The following is a 17,607-nucleotide window of genomic DNA, read 5'->3' as shown; positions in this document are numbered from 1 at the left end:
CCCATCGCTCACATCCTGCACCTGGTGGGCCAGATGGGCGTCTGGAAGGACGTCCGCAACTACGACCCGCCTATCGGCCTGACCAACAACCTACAGTACACGGACGTCTGGCTGGCGAAATAAGCCCTCGTTACGGCGCGGCCTCCCCGCCCGGTATGTCCAGGGTGAGGCCGCGCTGGTGGGCGGAATAGTAAGGCCAAGATGGCATGCAGCGGTATATCATACGACGCCTGTTGCTGGCGGTCCCAGTTCTTATAGGCGTCTCTCTCACCATCTTCATCATCATGCGCGTCATCCCCGGGGACATCGCGTTAGCAATCCTGGGCGGGGAGGGCTCGGCGGGCGTATCTCAGGAGAAACTGACCGCCTTCCGCGAACAGCTTGGCCTGAATAAACCCATCTACCAGCAATACCTTTCGTGGATGTGGGACTTCGTCCGGCTGGACCCGGGCAAGTCCCTGCAGAGCGGGCGTCCCGTCATAGCCCATATCCGGGACACCTTCCCCGTCACGCTGGAGCTGGTCATTCTGTCCATTGTGGTGTCGCTGCTCATCGCCCTGCCCATCGGCGTGCTGTCCGCCATGCGGCAGGACACGTGGGTGGACTACGTCTTCCGGGTGGTGAGCATCGGCGGGCTCGCCATGCCCGTGTTCTGGACCGGAACGCTGGTCATCATGGTGCTGGTGGGGACTTTCGGCTGGCTGCCGCCTCTGGGCTACGCTGGCTTTTTTGAAGACCCGCTGGTCAACCTTCAGCAGATCATCTGGCCGAGCTTGACCATGGGGTACTACCTGTCGGCGGCGGTAAGCCGGATGACGCGCTCGCAGATGCTGGAGGTATTGCGCCAGGACTACATCCGCACGGCCTGGTCCAAGGGCCTGCGGGAGCGCGTCATCATGTATCGCCACGCCCTCAAGAACGCCGTCCTGCCCGTCGTCACGCTGACCGGCATACAGTTCGGCGTTCTCATCGGCGGCGCGGTGCTCGTCGAGATCGTCTTCGTCCTCCCCGGCATGGGGACGGAGCTGATCCAGGCGATTCTGCGACGGGACTACCCCATAGTCCAGACCATCGTCCTGCTCATCGCGGCGGTGTATGTTCTGGTAAACCTGGGTGTGGACCTCCTGTACGCATGGCTGGACCCGCGCATTCGCTACACGTAGGAGAGGACGGTTGCATCCCTTGATGGCCCACCACAGCATGGAGAGCACGGCGCCCGTAGCGCTGGCGGCCCCCCGCACACGGTACGGGGCGCTGCTTGATCTGGCGCGACGGCTGCGCCGAAAGCCCCTGGGGGTGGCGGGGCTCGTGGTGGCGATTGTGCTTGTCACGACGGCTATTTTCGCCCCCTTTATCGCGCCGTACGATCCCTATGACACCCACTACGGCGACCTGCGGCAACCTCCGAGCTTCAAGTATCTCCTGGGATCGGATCAGTTCGGGCGCGACCAGTTGAGCCGCATCATCTGGGGAGCGCGCATATCGCTCTTCGTAGGCATCATATCCGTGGCCATTGGCACGACCGCGGGGGCGCTCCTGGGCCTGGTGAGCGGATACGCGGGGGGCAAGGTAGACCTGGCCATCCAGAGGCTGATGGACACCATCCAGGCGTTCCCGCTCCTCGTCCTCGCGCTGACCATCGTCGCGGCGCTCGGCGCCTCGGTGACAAACGTCATCTTCGCCCTGTCCGTGGTGCTTGTGCCACAGGCGGCGCGCGTCGTACGGTCGAGCGCGATGGCGGTGAAAAACGCCCAGTTCGTGGACGCGGCTCGCGCGGTAGGCGCGGGCACCATGCGGATACTCTTCCACCACATCCTCCCCCAGTGCATAGCGCCCTACATCATCATCGCCACATCAGGCATCGGCTGGGCCGTCCTGGTCGAAGCGTCGCTGAGCTTCCTGGGACTGGGCACGCCGCCGCCCACTCCGTCGTGGGGCGGAATGCTCTCCGGCGAGGGGCTGAACTTCGCGCAGAGCTCCCCCTGGCTGGCCATCTACCCCGGCCTAGCCATCTCCCTGGCCGTCTTCGCGTTCAGCCTGCTGGGCGACGCCCTGCGCGACGTCCTGGACCCCCGCCTGAAGCAGTAGGCGAACCCTTCGGCAAGCTCAGGACAGGCCCTACACCACGGTCATCCCGCCGTCCACCACGAGCGTGTGGCCGCTGACGTACCCCGCCGCGTCCGACGCCAGGTACACGGTCGCCGCCGCGATGAAGACAGGGTCGCCCAGCCGGCCCAGGGGTATGCCCTTGACGATACGCTCGGCCACGGGCGGCGGCTTGGGAAAGCCGGGCGTGTCCAGCGACGCGGGCGCGACGGCGTTGACGCGGATGTTGGAAGGCCCGCATTGCAGCGCCAGCGACTTGGCGAGCTGGACCAGTCCCGCCTTGGCCGCCCCGTAGGAGACCCCCGTCATGCCTCCGATGAAGGCCCCGCCGCTGGAGATGAAGATGATGGAGCCTTGCTTCTGTTGCTGCATGATGGGAATCACCGCCTGGGAGCACAGGAAGGCGCTCTTCAGGTTCAGTGCGATCTCCTTGTCCCACGCCGACTCGCTGATCTGCCAGCCAGCCACCCCCGGCTCCCGGACCTGTCCTCCCGCGTTGTTCACCAGGACGTCCACCTTGCCGAACTCGGCCTGGACGCGACGGACCATGTCCCGAACGGCGCCGGCCTGGGTCACATCCGTCGCCACGGCCAGCGCCTTCCTCCCGCGGGAGCGCACCTCTTGCGCCGTCGCCTCGGCGGACTTGGCGTCAATGTCCACCACAGCCACATGAGCACCAGCTTCGGCCATGCCCAGCGCAATGGCCTTGCCGATGGCGCGCCCGCCGCCCGTAACGATGGCGACACGATCGTTGAGCCGGAACATATCGAGTAGCATGACATTCCTCCTATCTGTGCCCTACAGGTAACCTGTCCAGCAAAGACCCCGGCACGAGTCTCCGCATTGTATGGCCGCTTCCTCGCGCGTGTCAACGGCGCTCGGCGCAAGTCCATCATGGACGGAGTCCGGCCCCTCGCTTATACTTGGGGAAGCATACGGAGGTATGACATGGAGTTCAAGGACATCATCTATACCGTCGAAGACCAGGTCGCCACCATCACGCTGAACCGGCCCCAGGCCATGAATTCCCTGACGCGGGAGATGGCCGAGGAGTGGGCGAAGGCTCTGGAGATGTCCCAGTGGGACCCAGACGTCCGCGCCATCGTCGTGACGGGTGCGGGCCGCGCGTTCTGCGGCGGGGCCAACCCCCGTCGAATTGTCGCGGAGCGCCAGGGCATGCGGGAGGGCAAAGAGCCGCCCCTGTCGCAACCCGCGGCTATGGCTTCCAGAATAATGCAGGCCGTTCAGGTGGTGGACAAGCCGTATATCGCCGCGGTGAACGGCGCCGCTGCCGGAGGCGGGCTGGACCTGATCTGCGCGGCGGACATCCGCTTCGCGTCGGACCGTGCGCGGTTTGCGAGCGCTTACATCCGCATGGGCAACATCCCAGGAGGAGGAGGCGCGTGGTTCCTTCCACGCCTGGTCGGCCTGGCCAACGCCTACGAACTCATGTGGACGGGCAAGGTTATTGACGCGCAGGAGGCCTATCGCATCGGCCTGGTCAGTCGCGTGGTGCCCAACGACGAGTTGATGCCCGTCACCCACGATTTCGCCATGCAGCTCGCCAAAGGCCCCACCGTGGCCATCCGCATGACAAAGCGCCTCGTCCGGCGGTGCATGTTCCTGGACCTGCCCGCCGCGCTTCAAACAACGGAGGAAGCGCGACACCTGGCCACCGCCACGGACGACGCCCAGGAAGGCCCGCGCGCGTGGGTGGAGAAGCGCGAGCCTATCTTCAAGGGGCGATAGCGGACAGCGGTACAATAAAGGATATGACCGATCGCCGCAGGCGCCTGCTTATCCTTGGCCTGGTGGTCCTGGCCCTGGCGGCCCTGGGCGGGCTGCTCGGCTGGGCCGTCGCCAACAACGCGCCATCCACGGCGGGCAGCGGCGCCCAGCGCGTGGGCCGTCCCGCGCCCGACTTCACCATCACGACCTTCGACGGCACGCGGTTCCGCCTGTCGGAGCAGCGCGGCAAGGTGGTGGTCATCAACTTCTGGGCCTCCTGGTGCGTCCCCTGCCGCGAGGAGGCACCCTTCCTGGAACGCGCGTGGCGGGAATATAAGGACAAGGGCGTCGTCTTCGTGGGCGTGGACATCCAGGACACGGAAAGCGCCGCCCGCGCCTACATCAAGGAGTTCGACATCACCTACCCCAACGGGCCTGACGTATCGGGCGAGATAACCATTGACTACGGCGTGTCGGGCATACCCGTGACCTTCTTCGTGGACAAGGAGGGACGCGTCGCCGGACGATGGGTCGGTGCGGTGGGCGCCCGGCTGCTGGCTGGCAGCATCAACGACCTGCTGCAACGATGAACGAGTTTGTCCCGCAGATAGGCATCGGCCTGGCGTTCGGCGGCGGCCTCCTCTCCTTCTTCTCCCCGTGCGTCGCGCCGCTCATGCCCGGCTACATCTCGTACATCTCCGGCGTATCCATGGACGGCATGTCCCGGCCCGGCCGCGCGGAGACTCTGCGAGTCCTGCGCGCTTCTCTGCTCTTTGTCCTGGGCTTCTCGCTGGTGTTCATGCTGCTGGGAGCGTCGGCGTCCTTCGTCGGCGCGCTGCTGGACGCCTATCGGCGCGAGATGAACGTGGCGGCGGGCGCGCTGATGGTGCTGATGGGGCTGGCGATGACGGGCGTCCTGCGCGTCCCCTTCCTGTTCCGTGAGTTGCGCGTGGACGCGAGCAGCCGCGCGATGGGCGCAGCAGGCCCGGCGCTGCTGGGGATGGCCTTCGCCTTCGGGTGGACGCCGTGCATCGGGCCGGTGCTGGCGGCTATCCTGTACTACGCCAGCCTGGCCGACTCCGTGGGCCAGGGGATGCTTCTCCTGCTGGTGTTCTCGCTGGGCATGGGTATTCCCTTCCTGCTGACCGGCCTGTTCCTGGGCCGGGCGCTGGGCGCCATGGGCTGGGTGCGGCGGCACTACCGGGCGATCAACGTGGTGAGCGGCGGGCTGCTCATTGTGGTGGGGCTGCTGTTCCTGACCAACCGCATCTTCTACCTGAGCATCCTGGCGCAGAAGGCGTACTACACACTGTTTTACTAGGGCGGCCCTCTCCGCCCGCCAATCCCAACCCCATTTGGTCTGCCTTGACCCTCATTTCCGCTTTTTGCTATACTCACATAGCGTGGCCGAAGGAGCGTAGCTCAGTATGGTAGAGCAGCGGTCTCCAAAACCGCGGGTCGGGGGTTCAAGTCCTCCCGCTCCTGCCATCGCATACCCCGTTCTGGCGCGAACGCCCGGGGACACCAGGCGCCTGTGACTCCGCGTGCCGAGGTGGTGGAATTGGTAGACACGCCATCTTGAGGGGGTGGTGGGCGAAAGCCTGTAGGAGTTCAAATCTCCTCCTCGGCACCAGCTTACTGGCAGCCGGCCAGCGTGGACGCGCTGGTCATGCGCGAGGCGACGTAGCCAAGTGGTTAAGGCGGGGGTCTGCAAAACCCCTATGCGGCAGTTCGAATCTGCCCGTCGCCTCCAAACTACGGCACAATGCGTGGACGCAGGACATTCCCCAGAGGGTGTCCTGCATTCCTGTATAATGGCCTTGCGACGCCGAGGTGGCGGAACTGGTAGACACCTCTGATTGGACAGGTTGACCATACGTGGGGTACACCGCCTGCCCATGACTGCACGCAAGAAATGTGTGTGACTTTTGTCATGGCGACCCCCGTGCGCCAGGGAATACAATGTCAACACTACGCGACACGACAAACACACTGGAGGTCATACAATGGGTTTCAACGCGGCGCTGCGAACAAGCTCGGGCATCATCGCATTGAGCATATCCACACTCCTCATGGCTTGCGCGCCGTACGCTGCTTCCACCGCACATCCGTCCGCTCCGATGGCCGATTCCCACGGGATACCTCATCAGCAGGACCACGTGGAATCGAGTTCTTCTCCGGCTGCCAATTCAGAACCGACCAGGGCTTATGCCTTGGACACTCACTTCTCCGGCGCCGGTTTCACATTCGAGGGCCACGATGAGGTCTCGAGCGGCGCCGTGAACCCCGTCCTCAAGTTGACCGTCGGGGACGTCGTCAAGATAACACTAACCAACGGTGATGGAATCGAGCACGACTTTGTTATCCCGTCTTTGGGAATCCACGCCGGGCATGTCTCGTCCAAGGGTCAGAGCCGGTCCGTTGTGTTTAGCGTAACCAGGGCTGGTGAATACGCGTATTATTGCTCCGTACCCGGCCACCGCGAGACTGGAATGGAAGGCAAGCTGGTCATTGAGGCGTAACTGCCCGCTCAATAATCAAAGAAACGACTCGGCGCATTTCGACGCAGGAGGGCCGCGAAACGGTCTCCTGCGTCTCCTGTATAATGGCTGTACGACGCCGAGGTGGCGGAACTGGTAGACGCGGAGGACTTAAAATCCTCGGGACCTCCGTCCGTGCGGGTTCGAGTCCCGCCCTCGGCACCACCTCAACCACGTCGAGTCGTAGCAGCCCCGCCCAGCAAGGACCGCCGATGACTCCATCGAAAAACATAGACCCCAGAGTCCACCAGGCGGTTGACTCCCTGGACCTCTTCCACGGCCTTAACGCCAAGGCACGGAATGGCCTCACTCAAACCGCGCGTGTCGCCCGCTACCCCGCGGGCGCATCTATTCTCAAGGCCGGCGAGGTACCCCAAACGTTCTATGTCCTCCTCCGCGGTCGCGTTGGAGTCCAGATACCGTCTCAGCGCACGGAGTCCTCTTTTTCGGCTATGACGGATATCCTCGAGGCGGGCGAGTGCATCGGGCTTGTCAGCCATCTGACGGACACGTCGCTCGTGGGGAACGCCCTCGCGGTGGAAGACTGCGAGTGCCTCCTTGTCCCGCCGGACGTCTTCCTGGACCTCGCCCGCTCGAACGCCGACATCAGCCTCAGGCTCCAGCGCGACCTGGCGAAGCGCGTGCACCACGCGCGGACATGGCTGACCAAGCTCCTGTAAAGACGCGTCGCTCTCTACGACATGGAGGGGAGCCAGGGGGTCCCCGGCGCGTTCCGGGCGACAGTGGACCAGCGAGACATTCGCGGCCCCGCGGGAAAGCAGGACACGTGGCGGACCACGATAGCGATATTCTGGACAGCTACTCCCAGGCCGTGACACAGGCGGTGGACAAGGTCGCGCCCGCGGTGGTAAAGGTGAGCGTCGCGCGCGGGCAACGTGGCAGACGAGGCGAAGGAGGCACAGGCTCCGGCTTCATCATTGCGCCGGACGGCCTCGTGCTCACCAACAGCCACGTGGTCCACGGCGCAAACGGCCTGGACGTGACCTGCTCCGATGGCCGGACATATGCCGCCCAGATTATCGGCGAGGACCCGGACACGGACCTGGCTGTCCTGCGCATCCCCGGCCAGGGGCTTCCCGCGGCGGAGCTCGGCGACTCGGACGCGCTGCGCGTCGGGCAACTTGTCATTGCGCTGGGCAATCCGCTGGGATTCCAGGCCACGGTCACCGCGGGCATCGTCAGCGGAGTGGGGCGCGCCCTGCGCAGCTACGGCGGGCGGCTGATCGAGAACATCATCCAGACGGACGCCGCTCTGAACCCAGGGAGCAGTGGCGGGCCTCTGGTGGACTCGCGCGGGCGCGTCGTAGGCGTCGGGACGGCCATCATCGCCTTCGCCCAAGGCATCTGTTTCGCCATCCCCATCAACACGGCCAAGTGGGTAGCCGCGACCCTCATCCAGGAGGGCCGCATTGTGCGCGGCTTCCTGGGCATCCAGGGACAGCGTGTGACTCTCCAGCCGGAAGCAGCTGCCGCGCTGGGAGTCCGCCAGGAGGCGGGCGTCCTGGTGATGGGCGTTGCCGCGGACAGCCCGGCCCAACAGGCGGGACTGCGCCCCGGGGACGTGATCGTGGCCCTCGCGGGGAAGGCGGTAGCCAGCGTGGACACCATCCACAAGATACTGACGCGGGACAGCATTGACCTGAACATGCCCCTGGTCATCCTCCGGGAGGGACGCATGACCGAACTAACTGTGCGTCCGGCTCCAAGCCCGGTTATGGACTGAGCGAGCATGGTGAAACAAGACTACAACCGAGGGGCCTCGGAGAAAAGGGCTGCGAAGGGCGCGCACATCCCCTGGTATTTGCGCTTGGACAACGCTCTGCCCATTTTCACGAAGGTCATGGGCATGGTCGTCGTGCTGACCCTCATTCAGACAGTTGTGCTGATTGCCATCGTCCTCAACGTGGAGCACGACGCTATTCAAGCCCTTTACGAGGAGCGGGCGCTGACGATGTCCCGGCTGGTCGGCTCCGTTGTTCTGAACGGAGACCAACTGGAGGACCAGTCCCATGCCCAGCGAGATGTTACGGAGCTTGTCCAAATCAACCCCGCGCTGCTGAGAGTGAACGTCTACACCGCCGAAGCAGGACAGACGCGCGTATGGGTCAGCTCCACACCCGACCGCGTTGGAAAGGCAGGGGATGCGGAAGACGCCGCCCCCCTTCTCACGGGCCTGTCTTCCGCCAGGGACACGCACATTGACGGGCAGCCTGCCCTCGAGGTCCTGGCGCCGGTGCTCAATGCCAGGGGACAAATCCTGGCGTCGGTGGGCGTGTACATGTCAACCGCTCCCCGCGAGGCCGCTCTCCAGACGCTGGCCGGGCGGGTGTACCTTATCACGGGCATGGGACTCATCGCTGTCGGCATCGCGTTCTACTCCCTTCCATACAGACGCGGCCTCAAGCGGATTGAACGGATCACCGCCGCCGTCCGGCAGATGGCCCGCGGCAAGCTTGACACACGTGTAAACGAGCCTGTGTCTCCTGGTGCGCGCGACGAAATCACGATCCTTGCGGCCGGATTCGATCAGATGGCCAGCGCCATCCAGAAACTGCAAGAGAAAACGGAGCAGCTCGCCACCACGGACGGCCTCACCGGCCTGTACAATCGCCGCTTTTTCGACGAGGCGCTTCACCGTGAAATCCAGCGCGCGCGCCGCCTTAATTACCCGGTGACCCTGCTATTCGGGGATATTGACCGATTCAAGGACTTCAACGACAGGTACGGGCATCTCGCGGGCGACGTGGCGCTCCGGAACGTCGCGACCGTCCTGCGCCTGGCAGTGCGAGAGGTGGACGTGGTGGCGCGCTACGGCGGAGAGGAGTTCACAATCATCTTTCCGGGCTGCGCCTATGACGACGCGGGCAATGTCGCGGAGAAGCTCCGCTCCGCCGTCGAACAGGCCAGATTCGCTATCAGGCCCTCCGACGGGCAGGAGACAGAGGCGGGCGTCACCGTGAGCGTCGGCGCGGCGGTATACCCGGACACCGCCACAAGCGCGTGGGACCTGGTCGCGCAAGCGGACGCGGCCATGTACCAGGCCAAGCAGGCCGGGCGGAACCGCGTCCGGGTGACGCAGGCACCGGGCCGCGCCGCGTCCTCGACTTGACGCTTGGCATGGCGCATGTTACCGTTATCGTCGCAAAGGCTATGACGGAGACATGCCGGAGGACAGCGGGCCGCCCCAGCGAGTCCGGAGAGTGCAAGCGGACGCGGACGCCCTCCTGGATATCCCTCCCGAGCTGCCCGCCGAACTCGCCGACCGGACGCCCCGGCGGCGAAAGTAGACCGGGCCGAAGCCGTCCCCCGTTAGCCGGGACGCGGGCATATCCTTTCACGAAAGGACGCGCCTGAACGAGTCGCCCCGGCATAGCCGGGGAACAAGGGTGGCACCGCGGGCTATCGCCCGTCCCTTATTGGGATGGGCGTTTTTGTTTGGAAGGAGGTGGGGCCTCACCCCCTCGATCCCCCGCTCCTGTGGAGCGGGGAGGAAAACCATACGCTTCAGGGGACACCCCTGACACCCCGGCAGGGAACCGTGGGTTCCCTGCATCCTCCTGAATAAGCTGATCTTGTCTATCAGCCACGGCACGCAAGATGCTAGCGGGTGCAGGGCCGCAGGGCGGCCCGCCGGAGGGTCTGGGAGAGCCTGCCCTGAGCGCAGCCGAAGGGAGCAGAGACTAGGGGATGAGGTATCTGTCACAGCAATACACAGAAAAAACTACCAGACACACGGTGGGTTCCCCACAGCCACGGCACGAGCACAGGACACAGCGAGGAGAGAGCATGGGCTTCAGGCAGGTCAGCAGCAAGGTGGACTTCCCCCGTCAGGAGGAGGCCGTCCTCCAGTTCTGGAAGGAGCGCCGCGTATTCGAGCGCAGCGTGGAGGGACGCAAGAACGGGCCGCGCTTCATCCTGTATGAGGGCCCCCCTACCGCCAATGGGAAGCCCGGCATCCATCACGTCCTCTCGCGTGTATTCAAGGACATCATCCCCCGTTACAAGGTCATGCGCGGCTACTACGCCCCGCGCAAGGCCGGATGGGACACTCACGGCCTGCCGGTGGAATTGGAGGTAGAAAAAGAGCTTGGCATCTCCACCAAGCCGGAGATCGAACAGTACGGCATCGGACCGTTCAACGCCCGGTGCAAGGACAGCGTCTTTCGTTATGTCAAGGAGTGGGAACGCCTGACTGACCGGGTCGCCTTCTGGGTGGACCTGGACAGCGCCTACATCACCTTCACCAGCGGCTACGTGGAGAGCGGCTGGTGGGCCATCAAGCAGCTCTGGGACCGTGGCCTGGTCTATCAGGGCATGCGCGTCACGCCCCACTGCCCGCGCTGCGTCACAACCCTCAGCTCCCACGAGGTGGCGCTGGGCTACAAGGACGACACGAAGGACCCCTCCGTCTACGTGAAGTTCGAGGTGGACCGCGACGACCCGCGCGGCACGCCCGCCGCCCAGTCGCTGCTCGCCATGTCCGCGGACATGCCTCTCCATTTCCTGGCCTGGACGACAACGCCTTGGACGCTGCCGGGTAACACCGCGCTCGCCATCAAGGCGGACGCCGACTACGCGCTGGTGGAGTTGCCCGCCGACAAGAAGTCGGGGCGCGGCGCCGAGCGGCTCGTTATGGCCCAGGCACTGCTGGGCAAGGCGCTGACGGGGCCGCACCGCGTGGTCACGACCGTGAAGGGCGCCGACCTGGTGGGACTGCGCTACAAGCCCCTGTACGACCCCTTCGCCTACGGGGTGGAGGTCCGCGGCTTCGCGCGGGACCGCACGTTGCACCCGGTGCGGGAGCGTCCTTCCGCGGAAGGATTCGGCTACGCCGTCATCGTCGGGGACTTCGTCTCCCTGGACGACGGCACGGGCATCGTGCACATCGCGCCCGCCTTCGGCGAGGACGACTACCACGCCGGGGAGGAAAACGGCCTCTACTTCGTGCAGCAGGTGGACACTCAGGGCCGGCTCACCGGGACGTACCCCTTCGCGGGACGCTTCGTGAAAGACGCGGACCCGCTGGTCATGGACGACCTGAAGAAGCGCGGGCTGCTTTACAGGCGCGAGACCATCGTCCACACCTATCCCTTCTGCTGGCGCTGCGCCGCGCCTCTGCTCTACTACGCCAAGACCTCGTGGTACATCCGCACGACGGCGATGAAAGACCGCCTGGTCAGCGCCAACAAGGAGATCAACTGGTACCCGGAGCACATCAAGGAAGGGCGCTTCGGCGAGTGGCTCCGCAACAACGTGGACTGGGCGCTCTCCCGCGAGCGGTACTGGGGCACGCCCCTGCCCGTTTGGGAGTGCCAGGACAAGGCCTGCCGCCAACGGGAGTGCGTCGGCGGAGTGGCCGACCTGCGCGCTCGGCCCGGACTGAAGACGCTCGACGCGTCCGTGCTGCCGGAGGCGACGCTCAGGAGCGGCGACCTGGACATGCACCGGCCCATCGTGGACGCCATCGCCTTCGCCTGCCCCAAGTGCGGCGGGACGATGCGGCGCGTACCGGAGGTCATAGACTGCTGGTTCGACTCCGGGATGATGCCCTTCGCCCAATGGCACTACCCCTTCGAGAAGCCAGACTACATTGACGAGGGCCTGTGGTTCCCCGCCGACTATATCTGCGAGGCGGTGGACCAGACTCGCGGCTGGTTCTACAGCCTCCACGCCCTGTCGGTGCTGCTGAAAGACCGCCCCTGCTACAGGAACGTCATCTGCCTGGGGCACATCCTGGACAGCAAGGGCGAGAAGATGAGCAAGAGCAAGGGGAACGTGGTGGACCCGTGGTCGGTCATCAACGTCCACGGCGCGGACGCGATCCGCTGGTACCTCTACACCGCCACGCCTCCGGGCAACTCGCGCCGCTTCTCGGCGGAGCTGGTGGGCGAAGGCGTCCGCCAGTTCTTGCTGCCGCTCTGGAACACCTACGCCTTCTTCACCACCTACGCCGCCATTGACGGCTTCGACCCGTCCCGGGCGAAGGACCCCGGCCCGCAGACCGACCTCGACAGGTGGGCGCTCTCCGAGTTGCACCGCCTGACGCGGGATGTGACCACGTTCATGGACGCGTACAACCCCACCGACGCGGGCCGCCGCATCCAGGCCTTCGTGGACGACCTGTCCAACTGGTACGTCCGGCGCAGCCGCCGTCGCTTCTGGAAAAGCGAGAGCGACGTGGACAAGCTGGCGGCCCACTGGACGCTCTACAAGTGCCTGACCACCCTATCGAAGCTGCTCGCGCCGTTCACGCCCTTTGTCGCTGAGGAGATGTACCGCAACCTGGTCGCCTCCGTGGACAGCGCGGCGCCGGAGAGCGTGCACCTGGCCGACTGGCCGGCGGCGGACGAGCGCGCCATTGACGACAAGCTGGACGCCGCCACGCGGCTGGTCATGCGCGTGGTCAGCCTGGGACGCGCCGCCCGGCAGAAGGCCAAGCTCAAGGTGCGCCAGCCGCTCGCGCAGGCGCTGGTGAGGGTGCGCGCGCCGGAGGAGCGCGAGGTGATGCAGCGCCTCGCTCCCCAGGTGATGGAGGAGCTGAACGTCAAGGAAATCAAGCTCATGGAGGACGAGTCCGCCGTCCAGGAGTTCCAGGTCAAGCCGAACCTGCCCGTGCTCGGTCCGCGCTACGGCAAGGAGATGGGCAAGGTCGCGGCGGCGCTCGCGAAGGCCCCCGCCGCGGACGTGGCGGCGAAGGCGCGGGCAGGCTTCGACGTCGCGGTCGGCGACTACACGCTGAAGCCGGACGAGCTGCTCATTACGGCGTCAGACAGGCCGGGCTACGCGACTGCATCCGAGGGGGGCTATCTCGTGGCCGTCTCCACCGTCGTCACGCCGGAGCTTGCGGACGAGGGACTTGCCCGCGAGCTGGTGCACCGCATCCAGACCTTGCGCAAGTCGGCGGGGTTCGACATCGCCGACCAGATCGTGACGCACTACCAGGGCGGCGAGGCCGTGCAGCGCGTCATGCGGACGCACGCCGACTACATCCGCCAGGAGACGCTGTCGCGGGAGCTCGCGACGTCCGCGGCTCCGCATGGCGGAGCGTACAGCGAGGAGCACGATGTGGAGGGGGAGAAGGTGACGCTCGCGGTGCGGAAGGTGGGGTAGTGTGGTGTCTCAGAAATACGTTGCCTGTTTAACACGTCATACCGGCGGAAGCCGGTATCCAGGGAACCGCAGGGGACGCTGGTTTCCGGCCTTCGCCGGAAAGACTCTGAATGGCGAGGGCGTCTCGGCGAGCAGCTTTTCACGCATGACTTAGCAAGCGTACGTCAGAGACACCACACCAGGGCGCCCCTCGCCTACAGGCGCAGCGGTTTGATGGGCGCCATGACGGCCTCCGGGCGCTCCTTCCACACGGGCGGCTGCACGTCAATGTACAGCTCGATCTCGTTGCCGTCCGGGTCCAGAATGTAGACGCTGTGCGTCACCGTGTGGTCGGACATGCCCACGATCGGCACCTCGGCTTCCTTCAGACGGGCCAGCGCCTCGCGCAGCTCGTCGTCGCTCTCCCCCACCTTCAGACCGAAGTGGTACATACCCACGCGCCGTCCCGTGGGGATGGGCTGGGCGTCCTTACCCACCTCAATCAACAGTAATTCGTGATGAGTCCGGCCCGAGGAGAACGCGACGCCCCAGCGTCCCATGCGTCCCACCTCGCGCCATCCCAGCACGTCCTTGTAGAACCGGCTTGAGCGCTCCATGTCCCGCACGTACAGGACGACGTGGCCCAGCTCTTTGACTTCCATTACGTCCCTCTCCGTCAGGAACGCGCGTCAGGCCAGTGCCCGCGCGCCCCCTTGCTCTATTCGCTATAATCTATTCTGTACAATTCTCTCCATCCTGGCAAGGAGGCGCGCATGACCGTCTATGACCGACGGGAGACCTTCGGGCGCTACTTCGAGCAGTTCGTCGAGGGGGACATCTACAAGCACTGGCCCGGCATCACCATCACCGAGCAAATGAATACGGAATTCTGTCTGCTCACCATGAACCACATGCCGCTGCACATTGACGCGCACTTCGCGGAGCAGAGCCAGCACGGCAAGCGCATCGTCGTCGGCACGCTGGTCATCAGCCTGGCGGTGGGCATGACCGTGGAGGAGACCAGCGGCAAGACCATCGCGAACCTGGACTATCAGGACGTGCGCCACGTGGGGCCCGTCTGGATCGGCGACACTATCTACGCCGAGACGAAGGTGCTCGACAAGAAGGAAAGCTCGAACAAGACCGACAGGGGCGTGGTGCACGTCATCACCAACGTGACCAACCAGCGCGGCGAGCAGGTGTTGACGTTCCGCCGCCACTTCCTGGTGCCGAAGAAGCCCACCAAAGGATAACAGCCATGCCCGAATTGCTGAAGCACAGGCAGAAGCTCATCGTCACGCTGCAAAAAGGCGAGGATAGCTGGATTGTCGCCGAGTGCCCGTCCATCCCTGGCTGCATGTCACAGGGCAAGACCGAGGCCGCGGCGCTGCGCAACATCCGCTCGGCGATCCGCGTCTGCCTGAAAGTACGCAAGGAACATGGCTTGCCTCCCACTATCGAAATCCGCGAGGTCGAGATAGCGGTCTAGTGGCTGAGTTACCTGTCATCTCAGGAAGGAAAGCAGCTCGCGCGTTTGAAAGAACCGGATGGAGAATCGCGCGCCGGGAGAGCAGCCATATCGTCATGACAAAAGCTGGCTCGGTATTGACTCTCTCAATTCCGGACCACAGAGAGCTTGATCGGGGTCTCCTGCGCTCACAGATTCGCAAAGCGGGAATAACAGTAGACGAGTTCGTGGAGTTGCTAAAACGAAAATGAAACCCACCCGCTCGCGGCTCAGCAAGCCGATGGCCCCGGCGGTGCGTGACTACACCGCATCCGTCCACTATGACCGCCGCCTCGCGCCACACGACATCGCGGGGAGCGTGGCGTGGGCGCGCGCGCTTCACCAAGCCGGCGCGCTCACCGACAAGGAGGCCGAGCTTGTGCTCATGGGCCTCGCCTCCATCCGCAGCGAGGTCGAGAAGGGCGAGTTCCAGTGGAAAGCCGACCTCGAAGACGTGCACATGAACATTGAGGCGCGGCTCATCGAGCTGGCGGGCGACGCCGGGCGCAAGCTGCACACGGGCCGCTCTCGCAACGACCAGGTGGCCGTGGACCTGCGCCTGTACGTGAAGGAGGCATGCGACCAGACCATCGAGCGCGTCCGCGCCCTCCAGTGTGCGCTGCTGGAGCAGGCGGAGGCGCACCGGGACGCCATCCTCCCCGGCTACACGCACATGCAGCGCGCGCAGCCCGTCCTGCTGGCGCACCACCTGCTCGCGTACGTGGAGATGCTGGAGCGGGACGCTTCCCGCTTCCACGACGCCCGCGCTCGTGCCGACGTCCTGCCCCTGGGCAGCGGCGCCCTCGCGGGCACGCCCTACGCCGTTGACCGGCGGGCGCTCGCAAGAGAGCTTGGCTTCAGCCGCGTGAGCCGCAACAGCATGGACGCCGTCAGCGACCGCGACTTCGTCGTCGAGTACGAGGCGGCGGCAAGCCTCGCCATGACGCACCTGTCGCGGCTGGCGGAGGAGCTTGTGCTGTGGTCGGGCGAGGAGTTCGGCTTCATCGAGCTGGACGACGCCTACGCCACCGGCTCCAGCCTGATGCCGCAGAAAAAGAACCCCGACGTGGCCGAGCTTGCGCGCGGCAAAACCGGGCGGGTGTATGGCCATCTGATGGCTATGCTCGCCGTGCTCAAGGGCCTGCCGCTGACGTACAACCGCGACCTGCAGGAGGACAAGGAGGGCCTGTTCGACACGGTGGACACCCTGCAGGCCACGCTGGACGTGTTCGCGGGCATGATCGGCACGATGCGGGTCAACGCCGCACGCATGCGCGCGACGGCGGAGCAGGGCTACCTGCTCGCCACGGACATCGCCGACTACCTGGTCAGGAAGGGCGTGCCGTTCCGGGAGGCGCACCGCATCGTCGGCGAGCTGGTGCAGCACGCCGTCGCCGCGCGCAAGGGGCTGCGGGAGCTGACGCTGGAGGAGTACGGTCGCTTCTCGCCAAAGTTCGCGGAGGACGTGCTCGCCATCAGCGTCGAGAGCTCCGTGCGGGCGCGCAACGTCGAGGGCGGCACGTCGCCGGAGCGGGTCGCGCGGGCGCTGGCGGAGGCGCGCAAAATGGTGGAGGGAAAAGATGTCTAGCGCTGGTGGAGTGAAGCTGGCCCCGTCCATCCTCTCGGCGGACTTCGCCCGCCTCGGCGAGCAGGTCGTGGAGGCCGCGCGCGCGGGCGCCGACTACATTCACGTGGACGTGATGGACGGGCGCTTCGTGCCCAACCTGACCGTCGGGCCGCTGGTGGTGCGGGCCATCCGGCCCCACACGACCCTTCCGCTGGACGTGCACCTGATGATCGTGGAGCCGGAGAGGCTCATCCCAGAGTTCGTGGAGGCGGGCGCGAACATCATCTCCGTCCACGTGGAGGCCGTCGCCCACCTGCACCGCGTGGTGCAGCAGATCCACAAGCTCGGCGCGAAGGCGAGCTTGGCGCTCAACCCGGCCACGCCGCTTGCGGCCATCGAAGAGGTCATGTCGGACGTGGACCAGGTGCTGGTGATGAGCGTGAACCCGGGCTTTCCCGCTCAGGCGTTCATCGAAAGCACAGTGGACAAGGTGCGGCGCCTGCGGCGGATGCTCGACGAGCGCGGCCTGTCGGCGGAGATAGAGGTGGACGGCGGCGTCAACGCGGAGACGGCGGCGCGCGTGGTGGAGGCGGGAGCGCGGGTGCTGGTGGCGGGCTCCGCGGTCTATAACAAGCGGGAGGACGTGTCCGCGGCCATCGCGCGGCTTCGGGCGAGCCTCGCGAAGGCGGCGCGCCCCGCGGTGTAATACCGCGCTACTGCGGGCAAACGAAAAGCCCTCGTGTTCTGATGCGCGAGGGCTTTCTGCTTCTGACGTGGTGGTGGAGCTGAGGGGGATCGAACCCCTGACCCCCTGCATGCCATGCAGGTGCTCTCCCAGCTGAGCTACAGCCCCACGAAATGACAGGCCGAAGGTCATCTTACCAGACCACGGCCAGCTACGCAAGGCCTTGTACTGGGTCAGGACATATCGGACAAGACCTCCTTTCCCGGGGAGTGCGTTTTGAGCCAGTCCTGGTAGAACTGGTCTGGGGTCTTGTAGCCCAAGGCTTGGTGCGGCCGCACGGTCTCGTAGATACGGTTCCAGCGGA

Annotated in this window: 18 protein-coding genes and 5 tRNA genes; 20 read left to right on the top strand and 3 right to left on the bottom strand. The window is 65.4% G+C overall.

Annotation, left to right across the window (positions count from 1 at the left end):
* Positions 1 to 206 precede the first annotated feature (206 nt).
* Positions 207 to 1,163: an ABC transporter permease gene (locus tag Q7T26_09505; protein MDO8532374.1), complete on the top strand. Its 957-nt coding sequence runs from the start codon at positions 207 to 209 to the stop codon at positions 1,161 to 1,163.
* A gap of 22 nt (positions 1,164 to 1,185) precedes the next feature.
* Positions 1,186 to 2,088 (top strand): ABC transporter permease, encoded by a 903-nt coding sequence (locus tag Q7T26_09500; protein ID MDO8532373.1) that lies wholly within the window; start codon positions 1,186 to 1,188, stop codon positions 2,086 to 2,088.
* Between the two features lie 30 nt (positions 2,089 to 2,118).
* Here Q7T26_09500 and Q7T26_09495 read toward each other — a convergent pair whose 3' ends face one another.
* Positions 2,119 to 2,883, bottom strand: coding sequence for a glucose 1-dehydrogenase (locus tag Q7T26_09495; protein MDO8532372.1), 765 nt, complete (start codon positions 2,881 to 2,883; stop codon positions 2,119 to 2,121).
* 171 nt (positions 2,884 to 3,054) lie between these two features.
* Between Q7T26_09495 and Q7T26_09490 the strand changes: the two genes are divergently transcribed.
* From Q7T26_09490 to ileS, 13 genes are all read left to right on the top strand, one after another.
* Positions 3,055 to 3,855, top strand: coding sequence for an enoyl-CoA hydratase-related protein (locus tag Q7T26_09490; GenBank protein MDO8532371.1), 801 nt, complete (start codon positions 3,055 to 3,057; stop codon positions 3,853 to 3,855).
* 23 nt (positions 3,856 to 3,878) lie between these two features.
* Positions 3,879 to 4,424, top strand: coding sequence for a TlpA disulfide reductase family protein (locus Q7T26_09485; GenBank protein ID MDO8532370.1), 546 nt, complete (start codon positions 3,879 to 3,881; stop codon positions 4,422 to 4,424).
* Positions 4,421 to 5,155 (top strand): cytochrome c biogenesis protein CcdA, encoded by a 735-nt coding sequence (locus Q7T26_09480; GenBank protein ID MDO8532369.1) that lies wholly within the window; start codon positions 4,421 to 4,423, stop codon positions 5,153 to 5,155. Before Q7T26_09485 ends, Q7T26_09480 begins: the two co-directional genes overlap by 4 nt.
* A gap of 90 nt (positions 5,156 to 5,245) precedes the next feature.
* A tRNA-Trp gene (locus tag Q7T26_09475) sits at positions 5,246 to 5,322 on the top strand.
* A 58-nt stretch (positions 5,323 to 5,380) separates the two neighbouring features.
* Positions 5,381 to 5,467, top strand: a tRNA-Leu gene (locus Q7T26_09470).
* A gap of 44 nt (positions 5,468 to 5,511) precedes the next feature.
* Positions 5,512 to 5,587: transfer RNA gene (locus Q7T26_09465), tRNA-Cys, on the top strand.
* Between the two features lie 253 nt (positions 5,588 to 5,840).
* A complete protein-coding gene (locus tag Q7T26_09460) occupies positions 5,841 to 6,356 on the top strand; it encodes a cupredoxin domain-containing protein (GenBank protein MDO8532368.1) in 516 nt (171 codons plus the stop codon).
* Between the two features lie 96 nt (positions 6,357 to 6,452).
* A tRNA-Leu gene (locus Q7T26_09455) sits at positions 6,453 to 6,539 on the top strand.
* Between the two features lie 47 nt (positions 6,540 to 6,586).
* Positions 6,587 to 7,054 (top strand): Crp/Fnr family transcriptional regulator, encoded by a 468-nt coding sequence (locus Q7T26_09450; protein MDO8532367.1) that lies wholly within the window; start codon positions 6,587 to 6,589, stop codon positions 7,052 to 7,054.
* Between the two features lie 107 nt (positions 7,055 to 7,161).
* Complete coding sequence (locus Q7T26_09445) at positions 7,162 to 8,118, top strand: trypsin-like peptidase domain-containing protein (protein MDO8532366.1); 957 nt, start codon at positions 7,162 to 7,164, stop codon at positions 8,116 to 8,118.
* Positions 8,119 to 8,124: 6 nt separating this feature from the next.
* Positions 8,125 to 9,504 (top strand): diguanylate cyclase, encoded by a 1,380-nt coding sequence (locus tag Q7T26_09440; GenBank protein MDO8532365.1) that lies wholly within the window; start codon positions 8,125 to 8,127, stop codon positions 9,502 to 9,504.
* 52 nt (positions 9,505 to 9,556) lie between these two features.
* On the top strand, positions 9,557 to 9,682 hold the full coding sequence (locus tag Q7T26_09435) for a hypothetical protein (protein MDO8532364.1): 126 nt from the start codon (positions 9,557 to 9,559) through the stop codon (positions 9,680 to 9,682).
* 499 nt (positions 9,683 to 10,181) lie between these two features.
* On the top strand, positions 10,182 to 13,505 hold the full coding sequence (ileS, locus tag Q7T26_09430) for an isoleucine--tRNA ligase (protein MDO8532363.1): 3,324 nt from the start codon (positions 10,182 to 10,184) through the stop codon (positions 13,503 to 13,505).
* A 194-nt stretch (positions 13,506 to 13,699) separates the two neighbouring features.
* On the opposite strand, the gene Q7T26_09425 is transcribed toward ileS, so the two are convergent.
* Positions 13,700 to 14,146 (bottom strand): VOC family protein, encoded by a 447-nt coding sequence (locus Q7T26_09425; protein ID MDO8532362.1) that lies wholly within the window; start codon positions 14,144 to 14,146, stop codon positions 13,700 to 13,702.
* A 111-nt stretch (positions 14,147 to 14,257) separates the two neighbouring features.
* Between Q7T26_09425 and Q7T26_09420 the strand changes: the two genes are divergently transcribed.
* From Q7T26_09420 to rpe, 5 genes are read left to right on the top strand one after another with little or no spacing between them, the layout of a single operon-like run.
* On the top strand, positions 14,258 to 14,737 hold the full coding sequence (locus Q7T26_09420; GenBank protein MDO8532361.1) for a MaoC family dehydratase: 480 nt from the start codon (positions 14,258 to 14,260) through the stop codon (positions 14,735 to 14,737).
* A 5-nt stretch (positions 14,738 to 14,742) separates the two neighbouring features.
* The gene (locus Q7T26_09415) at positions 14,743 to 14,973 is read left to right on the top strand and encodes a type II toxin-antitoxin system HicB family antitoxin (GenBank protein MDO8532360.1); all 231 of its coding nucleotides are present in this window, start codon (positions 14,743 to 14,745) and stop codon (positions 14,971 to 14,973) included.
* A complete protein-coding gene (locus tag Q7T26_09410; protein MDO8532359.1) occupies positions 14,973 to 15,203 on the top strand; it encodes a type II toxin-antitoxin system HicA family toxin in 231 nt (76 codons plus the stop codon). The genes Q7T26_09415 and Q7T26_09410 overlap by 1 nt, the downstream gene beginning before the upstream one ends.
* A complete protein-coding gene (gene argH, locus Q7T26_09405; protein ID MDO8532358.1) occupies positions 15,200 to 16,579 on the top strand; it encodes an argininosuccinate lyase in 1,380 nt (459 codons plus the stop codon). The genes Q7T26_09410 and argH overlap by 4 nt, the downstream gene beginning before the upstream one ends.
* Positions 16,572 to 17,264, top strand: coding sequence for a ribulose-phosphate 3-epimerase (rpe, locus tag Q7T26_09400; GenBank protein ID MDO8532357.1), 693 nt, complete (start codon positions 16,572 to 16,574; stop codon positions 17,262 to 17,264). The genes argH and rpe overlap by 8 nt, the downstream gene beginning before the upstream one ends.
* A 71-nt stretch (positions 17,265 to 17,335) precedes the next feature.
* On the opposite strand, the gene Q7T26_09395 is transcribed toward rpe, so the two are convergent.
* Positions 17,336 to 17,411, bottom strand: a tRNA-Ala gene (locus tag Q7T26_09395).
* Between the last annotated feature and the right edge of the window lie 196 nt (positions 17,412 to 17,607).

This window comes from Dehalococcoidia bacterium, from assembly GCA_030648205.1.
Taxonomy (GTDB): domain Bacteria; phylum Chloroflexota; class Dehalococcoidia; order JAUSIH01; family JAUSIH01; genus JAUSIH01.
The sequence above is the reverse complement of the archived record's forward strand: the minus strand, read 5'-3'. Positions and strand labels throughout refer to the sequence as shown.

Coding starts and splice junctions, on each gene's coding strand:
- Q7T26_09415 (MDO8532360.1), top strand. CDS start 14,743: ATGCCCGAATTGCTGAAGCACAGGCAGAAGCTCATCGTCACGCTGCAA.
- rpe (MDO8532357.1), top strand. CDS start 16,572: ATGTCTAGCGCTGGTGGAGTGAAGCTGGCCCCGTCCATCCTCTCGGCG.
- Q7T26_09450 (MDO8532367.1), top strand. CDS start 6,587: ATGACTCCATCGAAAAACATAGACCCCAGAGTCCACCAGGCGGTTGAC.
- Q7T26_09505 (MDO8532374.1), top strand. CDS start 207: ATGCAGCGGTATATCATACGACGCCTGTTGCTGGCGGTCCCAGTTCTT.
- Q7T26_09500 (MDO8532373.1), top strand. CDS start 1,186: ATGGCCCACCACAGCATGGAGAGCACGGCGCCCGTAGCGCTGGCGGCC.
- Q7T26_09480 (MDO8532369.1), top strand. CDS start 4,421: ATGAACGAGTTTGTCCCGCAGATAGGCATCGGCCTGGCGTTCGGCGGC.
- Q7T26_09490 (MDO8532371.1), top strand. CDS start 3,055: ATGGAGTTCAAGGACATCATCTATACCGTCGAAGACCAGGTCGCCACC.
- Q7T26_09495 (MDO8532372.1), bottom strand. CDS start 2,883: ATGCTACTCGATATGTTCCGGCTCAACGATCGTGTCGCCATCGTTACG.
- Q7T26_09485 (MDO8532370.1), top strand. CDS start 3,879: ATGACCGATCGCCGCAGGCGCCTGCTTATCCTTGGCCTGGTGGTCCTG.
- ileS (MDO8532363.1), top strand. CDS start 10,182: ATGGGCTTCAGGCAGGTCAGCAGCAAGGTGGACTTCCCCCGTCAGGAG.
- argH (MDO8532358.1), top strand. CDS start 15,200: ATGAAACCCACCCGCTCGCGGCTCAGCAAGCCGATGGCCCCGGCGGTG.
- Q7T26_09420 (MDO8532361.1), top strand. CDS start 14,258: ATGACCGTCTATGACCGACGGGAGACCTTCGGGCGCTACTTCGAGCAG.
- Q7T26_09460 (MDO8532368.1), top strand. CDS start 5,841: ATGGGTTTCAACGCGGCGCTGCGAACAAGCTCGGGCATCATCGCATTG.
- Q7T26_09440 (MDO8532365.1), top strand. CDS start 8,125: ATGGTGAAACAAGACTACAACCGAGGGGCCTCGGAGAAAAGGGCTGCG.
- Q7T26_09425 (MDO8532362.1), bottom strand. CDS start 14,146: ATGGAAGTCAAAGAGCTGGGCCACGTCGTCCTGTACGTGCGGGACATG.
- Q7T26_09435 (MDO8532364.1), top strand. CDS start 9,557: ATGCCGGAGGACAGCGGGCCGCCCCAGCGAGTCCGGAGAGTGCAAGCG.